We start from the raw sequence: 14,519 nt of genomic DNA, 5'->3' as shown, positions 1-14,519 counted from the left end.
TTTGTCGGCTCATCGGCGCGCCTCCTTCTCCCTGAAGCGTCTGAAGATCTCGGCGACCTTGTCCCGGCCCTCAATTTGATGCGGCTTGAAGGAGAGCTTGCCTTTGGGCAGAATTTTGGGTCCGAGTTCGATGTCCGTCCAGAACCGTCCGGTTTTGGCGACATAGGTAGCCAGCAGACCCATTTCGAAAACCCGTCCATGTTTTTCAACGGAATCCAGAAAGGTGTCCCAGAAGGCTTTGACGTTCTTCTCGGCTGCGTACCCTTCGCGTCGGGCCATGTGCCGCAGCACGTCCATGATTCGGGCCACGTCGATTTCGTTGGGACAGCGTGTGGTGCAGGATTCGCAGGTCGCGCAGAGCCAGATGGACTTGCAGGACAGCAGGCGTTCCTTTTGTCCGGCCTGGAGCAGGCGCATGACCTGGCTGACCGGAATATCATAGGCAAAGGTGTACGGACATCCCGCGGTGCAATTGCCGCACTGGTAGCAGAGACGAACCTTCTGTTCGCTCTCTTCTTCAACCATGGCAATGAATTCGCGGTCGCAAGAGGCGTGAATATCAACAACTTCCATGTGTATATAGCTCCTTGAAGGGAGGGGGTTGGCGCAAGGGACAAAAGATTGCCGGGTCAGGTACGCACGGCAGTCCGCCAGATAATGCCGAAATCCAGCATGACAATGTTTTCACAAAATTTTCTGGATCGATTGGATGTGCAGGATTCAGCAGATATGATTTCCACGTTGAGTATTAGGAATAAATGATGGAAAACACAACCACGGATCATGCCCCCTCACACCGCGGCCATGAGCGGCTCCAAAACAGGAAGGCCGGACATGCGACCCGGCCTTCCCGAACAAACCATGCATTGAATACGTTACAGGGCGGCCTCGTAGATGGCGGTGACATCGGCATCCTTGGGGCAGCGAGGATTGGTGAACCCGCAGGCGTCCTTCTGGGCGTTGCCGGTCATCACGGCAATGTCTTCCTTCTTCACGTCCTTGCCGTAGCGCTTGCCGAGTTCGATCAAGCCGCTGGGGATACCAACGTCGGCGGAGAGTTCCTTGATGGCGTCCAGCGCTTTTTCGGCCGCGGCGCGGGGGCTCAGGCCCTCGATGTTTTCGCCCATCAGCTGAGCCATCTTGGCAAAACGTTCCACCTTGGCAATCAGGTTGAACTTTTCCACGTGGGGCAACAGGATGGCGTTGCACTCACCGTGGGGCAGGTCGTAGAAGCCGCCCAACTGGTGCGCCATGGCGTGGACGTGTCCCAGGCTGGCATTGTTGAAGGCCATGCCGGCCAGGTACTGGGCGTAGCACATGCCTTCGCGGGCGTCGATGTCCTGGCCGTTGGCCACGGCGGGACGCAGATACTTGAAGATCAGCTCGATGGCCTTCTCGGCGCAAGCGTCGGTCATCGGGGTGGCGATAGTGGAAACATAGGCTTCCACGGCGTGGGTCAAGGCGTCCATGCCGGTGGCCGCGGTCAGCGCCGGAGGCATGCCCATCATCAGCAGCGGATCGTCAACAGCGACGCCGGGGGTGACGCGCCAGTCCACGATGGCCATCTTTACCTTGCGGGAGGTGTCCGTGATGATGCAGAAGCGGGTCATTTCGGAAGCGGTGCCCGCGGTGGTGTTCACGGCGACATAGGGAGGCATGGGCTTGGTGGACTTGTCAACGCCTTCGAAGTCATGAATCTTGCCGCCGTTGGCAATGACCAGACCGATGCCCTTGCCGCAGTCGTGGGAGCTGCCGCCGCCCAGAGTGATCAGGCTGTCGCACTTGTTTTTCTTGTAGACTTCCACACCGTCATGAACATTGTTGTCCGTGGGGTTCGGAATGGTTTCATCATAAACGACGCAGTCCATCTTTTCCGACTTCAGAAGCTTGACGATCTGGTCGGTCATGCCGATGCCGGTGATGCCCTTGTCAGTTACCAGCAGAGGCTTTTTGCCGCCCAGGGCCTTGATTTTACCAGGGATTTCCTTGTGGGCGCCAATACCGATCAGGGTAACACTGGGAATAAAAAAACCATAAACTTGCTCACGTACGGCCATAACAACACCATCCTTTCCGGTTAGAAGGGGAAAAACAGGGGATCCATACTCTTGATGATCACGCTGCAGCAACAATTTCCCATTCCAAAAGCAAGTTCAGTGCCACAAATAAAGATCAATTATTTCAATAGTATTTGATACAGATTTGTCTCTGGAGGCTTTCAGAAAGGTGCTCTTTGTCTCCATCTGCCGGACAGGTCCCCACGAACACACGGAAAGAAAAACAAAAGCCTTTATTTTCAGCAGTTTAGATTCCAGTGTCACTTTGACCCTGAAAAATGCGACAAATGAGTCAAAAGGATACACCGTGCATGTTGCTCCAGGCTGGGTATTGATTCGGCACAAACTGCGCAGATACCAAGAGGAACAATTCGGCATCAGTCCAGCTCGTATTCCTTAAGTTTCCGGTACAAGGTCTTGCGTCCGATGCCCATGGCCTTGGAGGCTTGATGCCGGTTTCCCTCGAAGTAGCTCAAAACTCGGGAAATATGGTCGCGTTCCATGGTCCGCAGGGAAAAGACACCTGTATCGCCGGCGAGAATATCGCCTCCGGCCAGGGATTTCTCCACGAGTTCGCGGGGCAGGGCTCGTTCCGTAATGATTCCCTCGTCGCTCAGAATCATGCTTCGCTCCAGAACGTTGCGCAGTTCCCGGACATTGCCCGGCCAGGAATAGCTCAACAGACAATGCATGGCCTTGTCCGTGATCCGGTAACGCGTCGTGGTGCTGGAAAGGCTGGCCAGAAAGTGCTCCACCAGCAAGGGGATGTCTTCCTTGCGTTCCCGCAGCGGCGGCGTCTCGATGTTGAAGACGTTGATCCGGTGCAGCAGAGCTTCCTGAAACCGGCCTTCCTCCACCTCGACATGCAGGTTGCGACTTGTGGCGAAAATGAAGCGGATGTCGATGGTCCGCTCGTCCTTTTCCCCCACCCGGCGGTAGGTCTTGTTTTCCAGGACCCGCAACAAAGAGGCCTGGACCTCGAGAGGCAGTTCGCCGATTTCATCCAGGAACAGCGTGCCCTTGTGGGCGAAGGCCATCAATCCTTCCCGGGATTCCGTAGCGCCGGTGAAGGACCCCTTGATGTGGCCGAACAGTTCGCTCCGGGCCAGTTCCTTGACCAGGGCGGCGCAGTTCTTGATGATGATTGGTTTGTCGGCCCGTCGGCTGCCGGAATGAATGGCCTGGGCCGCCACGTCCTTGCCCACGCCGCTCTCCCCGGTCAACAGAACGGGGACCTCCGTAGGCGCCACCCTTCCCACTAGGTAGCGTATCTGTTTGATGCTCTCTGAATTGCCCACCATGCGATGTGCTTGGCGGCTTTCGCTTGAAAGGCGAAAACTGCGGTTCTCTCGCTGCATGCAGGCCCGCTGCCAGGCTCGTTCGATGACCAGTTCCAGCTTGTCCAGATTGAAGGGCTTGGTGATGTAGTCATACGCACCCAACTTCATGGCTTGCACGGCGCTGTCGATGTTTCCATGGCCGGTGATCAGGATGATCTCCACGTCCTGGAGCCGTTCCTTGAATTCAGCAAACAGGTCCAGGCCGTCCGCGTCTGGAAGGCGGATGTCCAGGATCACAACGTCATAGAGATTGCGCCGGGTCAACTGCCGGGCCTGGGCCGCGGAAGCCGCGCTGTGAATCGTTCGCCCGGGCCCGATGAATTCTTTCTCGAAAAGTTTGCGGATCGATTCTTCGTCGTCGACGACGAGAACCGAATAGTTCTCACTCACGTGCACCTTCTTCGGAATTTAGGGGGAGGCAGACCGAAAAGCGGGAGCCCTTGCCCACCTCGCTGGTTACCGTAATTTCGCCTCCGTGTTCCTGGACGATATTGTAGCAGGAGGCCAACCCGATTCCGATCCCCTTGCCCACGGGTTTGGTGGTGAAAAAGGGCTCGAACATCTTGTCCAGGGTTTCCGGTGGAATACCGCAGCCGGAGTCTTCGACGCAAAGGCAGATCCGTTGCGCATCCGCGGCAAAAGTTTGAATCAGAATGGTTCCCGTGCCCTGGATGGCATCCAGCGCATTGACCAGCAGATTGAGAATGACCTGCTTGAGCTGGGATTCGTCGCCGTAAACTAAAGGCAGTTCATCCGCCAGATTGAGATGGATTTTCAAGCCGTCACGCTTGCGAAGATGATGATCCACCAGACGCAAGGTGTCCGTGACCACCTGGTTCAGGGCCAAAGGAGAGAACGCGGAGGAAAAGGGACGGCTGAAGGTGAGCAGGGTCTGGATGATCTGCTGGCAGCGGCGGCATTCCTTGAGAATGATGTCCGTGTATTCCCGGAAATCCTGGGCCAGTTCGGGCTCCACAGAGGCCTCGATTTTCGGCAGACGGCGCTGCAGTCCTTCGGCAAAGCCGTGAATGGCGGCCATGGGATTGTTCACCTCATGGGCCACGCCCGCGGCCAGCATGCCCATGGTAGCCATCTTTTCCACCTGATAATACTTGGCCTGATATTCCTTTTCCAGGGTCACGTCCCGTTTGAATATCAGCACCCGATGTTCGGGCCATTCCGGATTCTTGAGCGGCGAGGCGACCATCTCGAATTGCTGGTTACGCCCCTTGAGCTTGAAAATCGCCGTGTTCCGGCAGACGGAATTCGTGGCCAGGGACCGAAAAGCCGGACATTCCGGGCAGGGATGGTCCTGGTGACGGAACAGTTCGTAGCAGAACTTGCCCTCGGGACGGGGATCGTCGAACAATTTCCGGAAAACATGATTCACTGAAATGATGCGCAGATTTTCCGACAGGACCATCATCACATCCGTGATGCCATCCAGAATTGCGGCAATTTCCCGGCGCTGCTCCTCGGAACGCTTATGGGAATCCTTCAGTTCCTCGATCTTCTGGCGCAGTTCCTGAAAGAACCCGAGCTTGCTGTGCTCGATGCCGATCAGGTCATTCAGGTCCGTGGGCCGCGGCATCACCACGCCTCCCGGCAGATGGCCAGCAGATCTTCCCAGTCCGCCTTGCGCGGGTTAGTGAGCATGCAGGCGTCATGCACCGCCATCTTGCAGATTGCTTCCAGTTTGGAATCGTCCGGAACGATGTCCCGCATGCGATGCGGAACATTGAGCTCGGCGAACAATTCTTCCAGTTTGGCAATGCCCTCTTCTCCCTGACTTCGGGAGCAACTCTGGGGCGATCCCTGGATAATCCGCCCGATGACGCACATTTTCTCCGGACAGGCCGGCAGATTGTAGCGCATCACCACGGGCAGCACGATGGGATGGACCAGCCCGTGGAGGGTGTCGAAAATGCCGCCCAGGGAATGGGCCAGGGCATGGCCGATGCCCAGCCCGGCATTGCTGAAGGACATGCCCGCCGCGGTGCTGGCGATGGAAAGCTGCTCCATGATCTCCGGAGTGCGGTTTTGAATGGCCGGCTGCAGATTGCGGGCAATCAGTTCAATGGCTTTCAGAGCCTGGATCTCGGTAAACGGCGAGGCAAGAGGCGAGACAAAGGACTCAATGGCATGCGCCAGGGCGTCGATGGCCGAAGAAACGACCAGATTGTTGTCCTTGGTCATCAGCAAGGCAGGATCGATGATCGAAACGTTGGGTACCAGGGACCGGCTGATGATGGACATTTTCACCTGCCGTTCCACGTCGGTGATGATGCAGAACTGGGAAATGTCCGATCCGCTGCCGGCGTTGCTCGGAATGAAGATCATCGGAGGCAGAGGGCGCATCACCTTGTTCGCCCCTTCATAGTCGCGGATTCTCCCTCCATTGCCGGCAATGGTGCCGATGCCCTTGGCGGTGTCCATGGGGCTTCCGCCCCCCAAAGCGATGATCACGTCGGCCTTTTCCCGGAGGTAAAGGTCCGCACCCTCATGGACCTGGTAGTCCCGCGGGTTGGAGTTGACCTTGTCGAACAGCAGGTAATCCAGATCTTCACACCGCAGGATGTCCATGACGTGACCGGCCCATCCGGAACCGATGAGTCCCTGGTCCGTGACCAGCAGCGCCCGTTTTGCTCCCAGTCGCCTGGCGCATTGCGCCAGATAACGGATACTGCCCTGTCCGAAGATGATCTCGGGAATGGCAAATTTCGTAATGGGATGATCAGACATAGTTTTCCGCCCCGGTTCAGGTTTGACCCAATATTTCCGATGCCGGCCCGGAATGGTCAGAATTCCGGGCGAGGACAATGGCGTGGGCTTGGGCGATCCTGTCGAACAGATACTTCTCGTATTCGGCATCTGCACCGTCCACGTCGAAACAATAGCCGTCTTCGCCCAGCAGGCCTTCGGGAACAAGATTGCCCAACTCGTTCGGATCATCGACCGTGTCGGCATAAAAACAGACCGAAAGCCAGCGGCCGTCCGCATCCTCGACAATGTCCACAAGACAGAACAGCGGTCTTGTCGCTTCAGTGGTCGTAACGCCGGCACGCAGGCTGGCGCTGACTCCTTCACGCACCACAAATTCCAATTTCGGCTCGAACTTCTGCAGTTGCTCCAGCAAGCTCGCAACCACGGGGCGGACGCCCCTGGAATCTTCCCGCCATGAATCCAGATATGCATGAATGTCGTTCATGATTGTTCCTTTCAGGTTGTGATTGTTTGTCACTTTCGGTCCAGCTTGTTCGACATAGGAAATTCGTCCTTCAGCACCCGGAAACCGATCCATTCGGACAGGAGCAATACTCCAGGATCTGTCATGTGCCCCTTTACCGAGGACCATCATCAATCGCGATCGCAATCGCAATCGAAATCGCAATCGAAACCCAAACCTGAAATTATCAATAACATTCAACACATCCAGTGCTGGGCCGTCCATCTGCACTGGATTCCGGCTTTCGCCGGGATGACTTGTCGTGGCAAGTCGTACTCCACGGGCACACTCATACCGGCGAAAGCCGGTATCCAGATCTTTTATCGAATCTTGGAACAGATACAACCGATTTCGATTTCGATTGCGATTTCGATTTCGATTGCGATTGCGATTGCGATTGCGATTGCGATTGCGATTTCGGTATCTGCTCCAAAAGGTCAGGTGATTGCGATACCGATCTGAATATCCCCCAAGGATTGAAAACAAATCTGCCCTGGCTCAGCAGCCGACAAGATTGATATTGTCGAAAAAAGAACGCATCATCAAGGCGATTTTTTGTAAGCTCTTTTTGCATGATGCAAGGCATGCATGGTTGCGCGGCTTTTGACTTTTCATCCCGCGCCACATAGACGACGGGTGCCCCGGGATGATTCATCAAAATAGTATTCCCATGAACCCGCCGGTCACAAGTTCCCATATTTTGGAGTAGGCCCATGAAAATCTATTTTTTTCTGCTGTCCGTGCTCTTTGTATCCGCAACGATCACCAGATTGCTGTCCCTGGCAGTGGAAAGCGACCCCCTGCTTTCTCTGAAAGTTCTCGTGGACATCGCTCTTTTCGCCGTATGTCTGGTTGCCTGCCATGGACTGGCCTTCAAGCGGCGTTATCTTTCCCTGACGTTCTGGGCCTGGCCGGGGCGACTGACTTTGGTCATGGGGGGGATCCACGTCATGGCGACGCTCTTCCGGCTGGATAAAACCACCTCGCCCTTCTGGCCCATCGATCTCGGCATGGCCGTCATCATCTACGGCCTGTTCGCCGTCCCCGCAATCCTCTATGCCGAAGCTCTGAAGAACGACCCTGAGTTGAAGCCCAAAACGTAGCTGCAAGACTTTATCGCGAACCTTTCCTCCTTCGTGCTCTTCGTGTCCTTCGTGGTGTAAGATCGTCAGGCAGTCTTAAAACAAGTCCAGATTCTACACTTGTTCAATTTGCTCACGAAGTTGATTCCGAACAGGCATCCTTGTCGAACCCGGATGAACCATGCCGACTCCAGCCATTCCCATTGCTCCAAACAACTCAACACTTCCGCCATTTCGATCCGTGGTTCCCGGGCTGCTCAGCCTGACCGGCATTTTTTTCATCAATTTTCTGACCCGGGTCATCCTGGCCCCGTTTCTGCTCCAGATCCGCGAAGATTTCGACCTGACCAAGGCGGAAGCGGGAGAACTCTTCTTCATCGTCTCCCTGGGCTACAGCATCGCCTTGCTGGGATCCGGCTTTTTGTCCTCCCGTCTGGAACATCGCAAGGTGATTGTCGTTTCCGCGGTGGGCATTACCATATCCCTGGCCTTGGCGGCAATGAGTCCGAACCTGTTCTGGCTGCGCACTTACCTGCTGCTGGTCGGCCTGTTCGGAGGCCTGTACTTTCCCTCGGGATTTGCCGTGCTCACCTCCATGGTGCCGCCCACCAACTGGGGCAAGGCCATCGCCATCCATGAACTGGCTCCCAATCTCAGCTTTGTTCTCGCTCCACTGATTGCGGAGCTGCTGACCAGCCTCGGCTTGAACTGGCGAGCAGCCCTGGCCGGCAATGCTGTTTTCTCCCTTGTTGCCATGCTTTTTTTCCTCAAATTTTGTTCCAGCGGCCACGAAAAAAGCATCCCCCCGCGACCCGCCGCCTACCTGCGGACCCTGGGCCAAAAGGAATTCTGGATCCTGGCCGTTTTTTTCGCCTTGGCCATCGGGGCCACCCAGGGCGTCTACTCCCAAACCCCTCTCTATCTCGTCAGCTCCAGGGACATGCCCCCGGACTGGGTGAACTACCTGCTGGCGGCCTCCCGGTTTTCCGGCCTGTTTTTGGTCTTCTGGGCCGGAATGATCGTGGATAGGCTCGGACCCATTCCGGCATTGCGCATCTTTGTCGCTTTGACCGGAGTCGCGACGATCACCTTCGGTCTTTTGCCGGGCAGCTGGGTCACACTGTCCGTTCTGATCCAGCCGACCATGGCCGGGTGCTTTTTCCCGGCCGGTTTTGCCGTGCTGTCCATGATTTTTCCCGCCCAGACGCGGCCCCTGGCCATCTCACTGATCGTCCCCATGGCCGTCCTCGCGGGAGGCGGGCTGATCCCGGCCGGCCTCGGCATCTTCGGCGACCACGACCTCTTTTCCCTCGGATTCGTGATCCTGGGAGGCGTCATCTTCGGCTGCGCCGCCCTGACATGGGCGTTGAAAGCTGCCGGCCCCGGAGAGCAGCAGCCTGATTCGGCCCAATCAGGGTAAACCAGCCTGGAGAACAAAGCTGACCTAACACGGCAACGACATTTTGATGCACCAATCGTCACAGTTTATGGTTTAACCACGGGGATCACGGGGGGCACGGGAATCTTTTGCGTTCAACCATAACTCCGTTTCCTGTGTTCCCCGTGTGCCCCGTGGTAAATAATACCTGGTCAGACGATGAAAAATGAACGTGTCGCTGTAGTGCAAAAATCAGCCGCAATTCAGCCGCATCATTCCTTGACAGCAGCGTTTACAGCCCATACTCTGCTTTGTTTGTCACTTTTTTGAAAAGGAGAACGATCCATGGCGTACGATATTCGCTTGGTAAAACTGATCACCGGTGACCTGGCCCTCGGCAAGTGGGAAGAAGAAGAGCGTAAACTGAAGGACATCGCCGTCATTCAGACGGTTCCCACCCAAAGCGGCGGGGTGCAGATGATGCTTCTGCCCTTCGGCTACCCCTTTGAAAATGAAATCACCGGAGAAATTTCCCTGGACCATGTCATGTACGTGTACAAGACGTTCCCGGATGAGTTGAAAACCAAGTATCTGGAAGCCAGCAGCAACCTGACCTTGTCCTCCCCCGGCGATCTGCAGCGTCTGAAGAACATGGGCGGCCCCGGCGGAAAACCCGGCGGACCAGGAATGTCGCTGATCAAATAACATCTGTTCATTCATATTCACATCATATTTCCTTGACATCCAAAGGGCGGCGGAAACAACACCGCCGCCCTTTGCTTGTTCTGAGACCAGACATGCAACACCTTCTCCCCCTGCTTCCGCGCCCCAGCCAGTATCTGGGCACCGAACCCAATGCCGTGCACAAGAATCCGGCGGACGTGGATGTCCGGATCGCCATGGCGTTTCCCGATCTGTACGAGGTGGGCATGTCCTATCTCGGAGGCCGCATTCTCTATCATCTGGTCAATGCGCACCCCAGATTTTGGGCTGAACGCGTCTTTGCTCCGCCGCGCGAGGCCGCCCAGATGCTTCGCGATACGGCCACGCCGTTATGCACGCTGGAATCCGACACTCCCTTGCGGAAGATGGACGTCCTGGCTTTCAGCCTGACCCATGAGCTGTGCTATACCAACATCCTGTACATGCTGGATCTGGCCGGCATTCCCTTTCGGGCCGCGGACCGGGATGCAGGCCATCCCTTGATTCTCGGAGGGGGTGGAGTGGTCTTCAATGCCGAGCCGGTGGCTCCGTTTTTTGATCTGTTCGTGGCCGGCGACGGCGAGGAAGCGCTGCCCGAAGTCCTGGCTCTGGTTGCCGAAGCAAAGGTCCAGGGACTTTCCCGCAAGCAGCTTCTGCATGCCGCGCGTAACATAACCGGCTGCTACATCCCGGAATTTTTCCAGGAGGTAGCGCCCGCCGATTCACCAGGAAAAACGTCGGTTCTGCAGGCCGTGCATGCGGACTACACCCAGGTGGAAAAGCGCATTCTGCCCGACCTGAACACGGTGGATTTTCCAGCGGCCCAGGTCGTTCCCTTCGGCCCGGTGGTTCACGACCGGCTGAGCATTGAAATTTCCCGCGGCTGCACCCGGGGCTGCCGGTTTTGTCAGGCCGGCATGATCTATCGGCCGGTCCGGGAGCGACGTCTGGACAATCTGGGTCAAATCCTGGATCAGGCCCTGAACCGCACCGGGTTTGACGAACTCTCCTTTCTCTCCCTGAGCGCCGGGGATTTTTCCCATCTGGACAGTCTGTTCAAGCAAAGTTTCAGCCTGTGCCGTCAACGACAGGTCTCGGTGTCCCTGCCCTCGTTGCGCGTCGGCTCGGTCAGCGGCGAGGTCCTGGACATGATCGCCGACATTCGACGCACCGGCATCACCCTGGCCCCGGAAGCCGGAAGCCAGCGCCTGCGGGACGTGATCAACAAGAACGTGACCGAGGAAGCCCTGCTCACCCATACCCGGGAGTTGTTTTCCCGGGGCTGGTCTTCAGTCAAGCTCTATTTCATGATCGGGCTGCCCACGGAAACCGACGCGGATCTGCGGGCCATCGTCGATCTCTGCCTCAAGGTGGCGGCCACGGGTGGCGAACGGTACAAACGGCTGCAGATCACCGCGGCCATCTCGCCCTTTGTTCCCAAGCCCCAGACCCCATTCCAATGGGAGGAGCAGATTTCCTTCGAAGAAACCAGGTATCGTCTGAACCGGCTCAAGGACCTGTTCCGGCCGCACAAGCGCTTGACCATGCGCTGGCACATGCCGGAGATGAGTTTTCTGGAAGGGATCTTTTCCCGGGGCGACCGCGCCCTGGCCGATGTCGTGGAACGCGCCTATCATAAGGGAGCTCTTTTTTCGAGCTGGTCGGACTCTTTGGAACTGCAGTCGTGGCTGGAGGCCATGCAGGAGTGCGGACTTGATCCTGCCTGGTATCTGCGCGCCAGAAGCCCGGAGGAACCGTTGCCCTGGGACCACGTTTCCAGCGGAATTCGCCGCTCCTTCCTGCTGCGGGAACGACGTCTCGCTCTGGCGTCCAGGACCACGCCCGACTGTCGACAAGGCAAGTGCCTGGGGTGCGGCGTGTGCACCACAACCAGGGTCAAGACCGCGCTCCAGCGCCAGACAAATCTGGATATCCGGCCTCGAGTCGATCAGGACCCTGAAGAGGCCGTCACCAGCACCTCAGTCACCCTGCCGCAAAACCGCGAACTGCCCGGCGAACAGGATCAGGACGATCTGGGATCCAAGGCCGCGGCTTTCCGCATCACCTATTGCAAGCTGGGGCCGGCAGTGCATTTCAGCCAGCTGGAGCTGACCCGGCTTTTCGAACGCTGCATGCGCCGGGCCGGCATTCCCATGAGCTTTTCCCAGGGTTTCCACCCCATGCCCCGAATGTCCTTCGCCCGGGCCTTGCCGGTGGGCGTGGGCAGCGTGCACGAAGAAATGATCATCGTCCTGCGCAGCCCCATGACCGCGACCCAGGTGCAACTGCATCTCGCTCCGGCGATGCCCAAGGGCCTGGAGCTGCGGGCCGTGGAAGAAGCACCGCTCAAGGCCCGGGCCATCCAACCCCCTTTCGAGGAATATCTGCTCCACTGCACCAAAAAGGATTCGTCCCGCATGGATGAAATTGCCGCGACAATGGCCACATGGCGATCATACCGGGATCTTGAGCACTTCGATTTCGAGAAAAAGACCAAACGCGGCACCCGCCGGATCAACCTCCGCCCGCTGTTCCAGGAAATCCGCTTTCTGGGCGACAATAGGCTCCGCCTGACATTCGACTTCCGGGAAGACTATCTCAACCCCTGGATCGCCATCCGCGCCGTGACTCCGGAACTTTCCTTCGAGCACGTCCGGCTGACCAAAATTCGAACTGGAGACTGAGTATTACCGGGAATCAAACACGCTGTGCAAGAATATTCGACACGATCAATCAAAAACAGGGGCATCTCCCACGGATGCCAAACGTTCGGCTTGTGTCGATTGACCTGCGAATTCCTGCCTCAGAATATCCGCGAACAAGAGTTGAGAGCTTCCATAGAGGTTGGCTGAGGCTGAAAGAAGCAAAGGGTTGCAACCAAAGCTTGCACCCTTTGCTCATCAATGAGTTCCACCTGGTTTTTCAAGTGTTCAGCGGTTATGCATGAGCATTTGAAGGAGCCGCCTGCCATGCGGTGAGACGTTCAAACGGGCTGTTACAGTATTCTCTGTGGGGACAGTCGTGTAATTACCGAGGGCTGAATCGTACCGTCAAATGGGTCCGGCAGTTCTTCAGGCAATGTGAGCGGGATGCCTTCCAGAGTCCCTGTGCGCAGCGATCTGCGATCCACGGGAAGATAGTAGTCCAAGGAAGCCAGCAGAGCGCCGTCGGTGCTGCGCAGGATCATGGCCGTGACGTAAACCCGGCCGTAAACCACGGAGTAGGTTCCGGTGAGCACGGCGAAGGCGTTGACGTCCCGGTTGATCTTGTCCAGTTCGCGGGATAGCGCGAACTCGCCTTGACCCTTGCGTATCAGCAGAGATTGGGTGCGCAGGCGCACGTCCACCATGTGCAAACCGTGCTGAGCGAAGCGGGAGCCGATCTGTTGGGGGATGATTCGCCCCAGCGGGCTGGTCCGGTCCAGGTTGTCCAGCATGACGAAGGAGGACATCAGCAGGGGCATCTCACACGTTTCCGGCTTGCACAAAGCCTCGATCAGGGTGTCCGCCACAGTGTAGTTCACGGTGATCAGTTCCACTGGAGGCTGATGCACGATGTAGGACGGCCGCGAACAACCCGCCGACCAGAACCCGACAAGCCAAATCAGGGACAACCAGAACACGGCCAAGGCAAAGCCGCGTTGAGACAAATTTCCGTTCCGACCGGGAGAGGCCCGGTGATCCGACGTCACACTCAATGATCTGGGTTCATGGATTATGTTCCTGGACATGCTATGACTCCATCTCCTCCATTGCGCAATTGAGTACTATACTCCTGGCCCTAAAGATAATCGGACGATCGCCGATAAGATGTTCAATCAAAACAATCGCCCATTCCCCGGCTTCCTGCTCCGTACTCCAGTTGCCGTCTGGAATGCAGATTTTGCCGTTCATCTCCGATTGTTAGCAAGTTTCGATCCAACCCCATGTCGACGAGTCCGGGCCTTCAACGTTGCGAGCCCTGACCGCAACCAAAGGAATCACGTCATATGCGGACAATGTTGCTTGGTATTCTCCTCGGCTGCGTCCTCCTGTCAGGATCGGGATGCGCACATCCGCAACCGGTGCAAATGGTCTATACTCCGCTGCCTGTCTTGTCCCAGGTTCCGGTTCCCACGGCCTATCCACTGAATACTCAACCCAAGATGCAGGCCGTGCATCACTGGGAAGTCCTGGCCGAGGACGTGGCCCGCCGGGTCCATGAAGCCCTGGAACGCCGGGTTCTGGAACGTCAGTTTCCCGTCCATGTGGCCCCGTCCGGCACGACTCCCTTCGCCAAATCCTTTCATGCCCTGTTGATCACCAAGCTGGTGGAGCGAAACATCGCCGTGTCCAGCGGCTTTATCAACGCCATGGTTCTGAGTTTCGACATCGAGATGGTCCGCCACGGCCACCGGATGTTGCGTACGGGCCAGGGGGTCTACAAGGCCCTTGCTCCGGACGTTTTCGTTCAACGATCCTCTTTACTCACACCTGGCGGGCAAGGGGAGCTGGCCAACCAGGCCATGTTGCATGCGGCCGAAGTCAACGTGGAGTCCGGAGCCTATACCCACGAGCTGCCCCGGATGGAGGTCCTGATCACCTCGTCCCTGGTCTTTGAGGAACATTTTCTGATGCGGGATTCTTCCATCTACTACATCAACGATTCCGAATGGTGGCATTACAAGCAGCACGCCCTGCCCAGCCAGCCGGCAACGGTCAACTATCAGCTCGTGGACCGCTAGGGGGAAGCAAT

General features: G+C 57.0%; 13 protein-coding genes. 6 read left to right on the top strand and 7 right to left on the bottom strand.

Features of this window, described 5'->3' with window-relative positions; all coding sequences use genetic code 11:
• Positions 1 to 9: 9 nt before the first annotated feature.
• The 6 genes from ACYQ15_RS17175 to ACYQ15_RS17150 form a co-directional block, all read right to left on the bottom strand.
• Positions 10 to 573: a 4Fe-4S dicluster domain-containing protein gene (locus ACYQ15_RS17175; RefSeq protein WP_459938721.1), complete on the bottom strand. Its 564-nt coding sequence runs from the start codon at positions 571 to 573 to the stop codon at positions 10 to 12.
• 302 nt (positions 574 to 875) lie between these two features.
• A complete protein-coding gene (locus ACYQ15_RS17170; protein WP_459938720.1) occupies positions 876 to 2,057 on the bottom strand; it encodes an iron-containing alcohol dehydrogenase in 1,182 nt (393 codons plus the stop codon).
• A gap of 377 nt (positions 2,058 to 2,434) precedes the next feature.
• Positions 2,435 to 3,787 (bottom strand): sigma-54-dependent transcriptional regulator, encoded by a 1,353-nt coding sequence (locus ACYQ15_RS17165; protein WP_459938719.1) that lies wholly within the window; start codon positions 3,785 to 3,787, stop codon positions 2,435 to 2,437.
• Positions 3,780 to 4,988: a two-component system sensor histidine kinase NtrB gene (locus tag ACYQ15_RS17160; RefSeq protein WP_459938718.1), complete on the bottom strand. Its 1,209-nt coding sequence runs from the start codon at positions 4,986 to 4,988 to the stop codon at positions 3,780 to 3,782. The genes ACYQ15_RS17165 and ACYQ15_RS17160 overlap by 8 nt, the downstream gene beginning before the upstream one ends.
• Positions 4,988 to 6,139, bottom strand: a complete 1,152-nt coding sequence (locus tag ACYQ15_RS17155; RefSeq protein ID WP_459938717.1) for an iron-containing alcohol dehydrogenase — start codon at positions 6,137 to 6,139, stop codon at positions 4,988 to 4,990. Before ACYQ15_RS17155 ends, ACYQ15_RS17160 begins: the two co-directional genes overlap by 1 nt.
• Positions 6,140 to 6,155: 16 nt before the next feature.
• Positions 6,156 to 6,605 carry a hypothetical protein gene (locus tag ACYQ15_RS17150; RefSeq protein ID WP_459938716.1) on the bottom strand — a complete coding sequence of 150 codons (450 nt, stop codon included), beginning with the start codon at positions 6,603 to 6,605 and terminating at the stop codon, positions 6,156 to 6,158.
• 123 nt (positions 6,606 to 6,728) lie between these two features.
• Between ACYQ15_RS17150 and ACYQ15_RS17145 the strand changes: the two genes are divergently transcribed.
• The 5 genes from ACYQ15_RS17145 to ACYQ15_RS17125 all read left to right on the top strand — a co-directional run bounded on the left by ACYQ15_RS17145 (position 6,729) and on the right by ACYQ15_RS17125 (position 12,469).
• On the top strand, positions 6,729 to 7,085 hold the full coding sequence (locus tag ACYQ15_RS17145; protein WP_459938715.1) for a hypothetical protein: 357 nt from the start codon (positions 6,729 to 6,731) through the stop codon (positions 7,083 to 7,085).
• 251 nt (positions 7,086 to 7,336) lie between these two features.
• Complete coding sequence (locus ACYQ15_RS17140) at positions 7,337 to 7,726, top strand: hypothetical protein (protein WP_459938714.1); 390 nt, start codon at positions 7,337 to 7,339, stop codon at positions 7,724 to 7,726.
• A 160-nt stretch (positions 7,727 to 7,886) separates the two neighbouring features.
• Entirely contained in the window at positions 7,887 to 9,125 is a 1,239-nt protein-coding gene (locus tag ACYQ15_RS17135; protein WP_459938713.1) for an MFS transporter, read from the top strand.
• 303 nt (positions 9,126 to 9,428) lie between these two features.
• The gene (locus ACYQ15_RS17130; RefSeq protein WP_459938712.1) at positions 9,429 to 9,788 is read left to right on the top strand and encodes a hypothetical protein; all 360 of its coding nucleotides are present in this window, start codon (positions 9,429 to 9,431) and stop codon (positions 9,786 to 9,788) included.
• A gap of 92 nt (positions 9,789 to 9,880) precedes the next feature.
• Positions 9,881 to 12,469, top strand: a complete 2,589-nt coding sequence (locus ACYQ15_RS17125) for a TIGR03960 family B12-binding radical SAM protein (RefSeq protein ID WP_459938711.1) — start codon at positions 9,881 to 9,883, stop codon at positions 12,467 to 12,469.
• 311 nt (positions 12,470 to 12,780) lie between these two features.
• On the opposite strand, the gene ACYQ15_RS17120 is transcribed toward ACYQ15_RS17125, so the two are convergent.
• Complete coding sequence (locus ACYQ15_RS17120) at positions 12,781 to 13,515, bottom strand: FlgO family outer membrane protein (RefSeq protein ID WP_459938710.1); 735 nt, start codon at positions 13,513 to 13,515, stop codon at positions 12,781 to 12,783.
• Between the two features lie 258 nt (positions 13,516 to 13,773).
• Here ACYQ15_RS17120 and ACYQ15_RS17115 point away from each other — a divergent pair, with 258 nt between their 5' ends.
• Positions 13,774 to 14,508: a hypothetical protein gene (locus tag ACYQ15_RS17115; RefSeq protein ID WP_459938709.1), complete on the top strand. Its 735-nt coding sequence runs from the start codon at positions 13,774 to 13,776 to the stop codon at positions 14,506 to 14,508.
• Positions 14,509 to 14,519: the final 11 nt, after the last annotated feature.

The sequence above is a fragment of the Desulfonatronum parangueonense genome (assembly GCF_054656975.1).
Note: the sequence above shows the minus strand (reverse complement) of the source record. Positions and strands in the feature narration are given on the sequence as shown.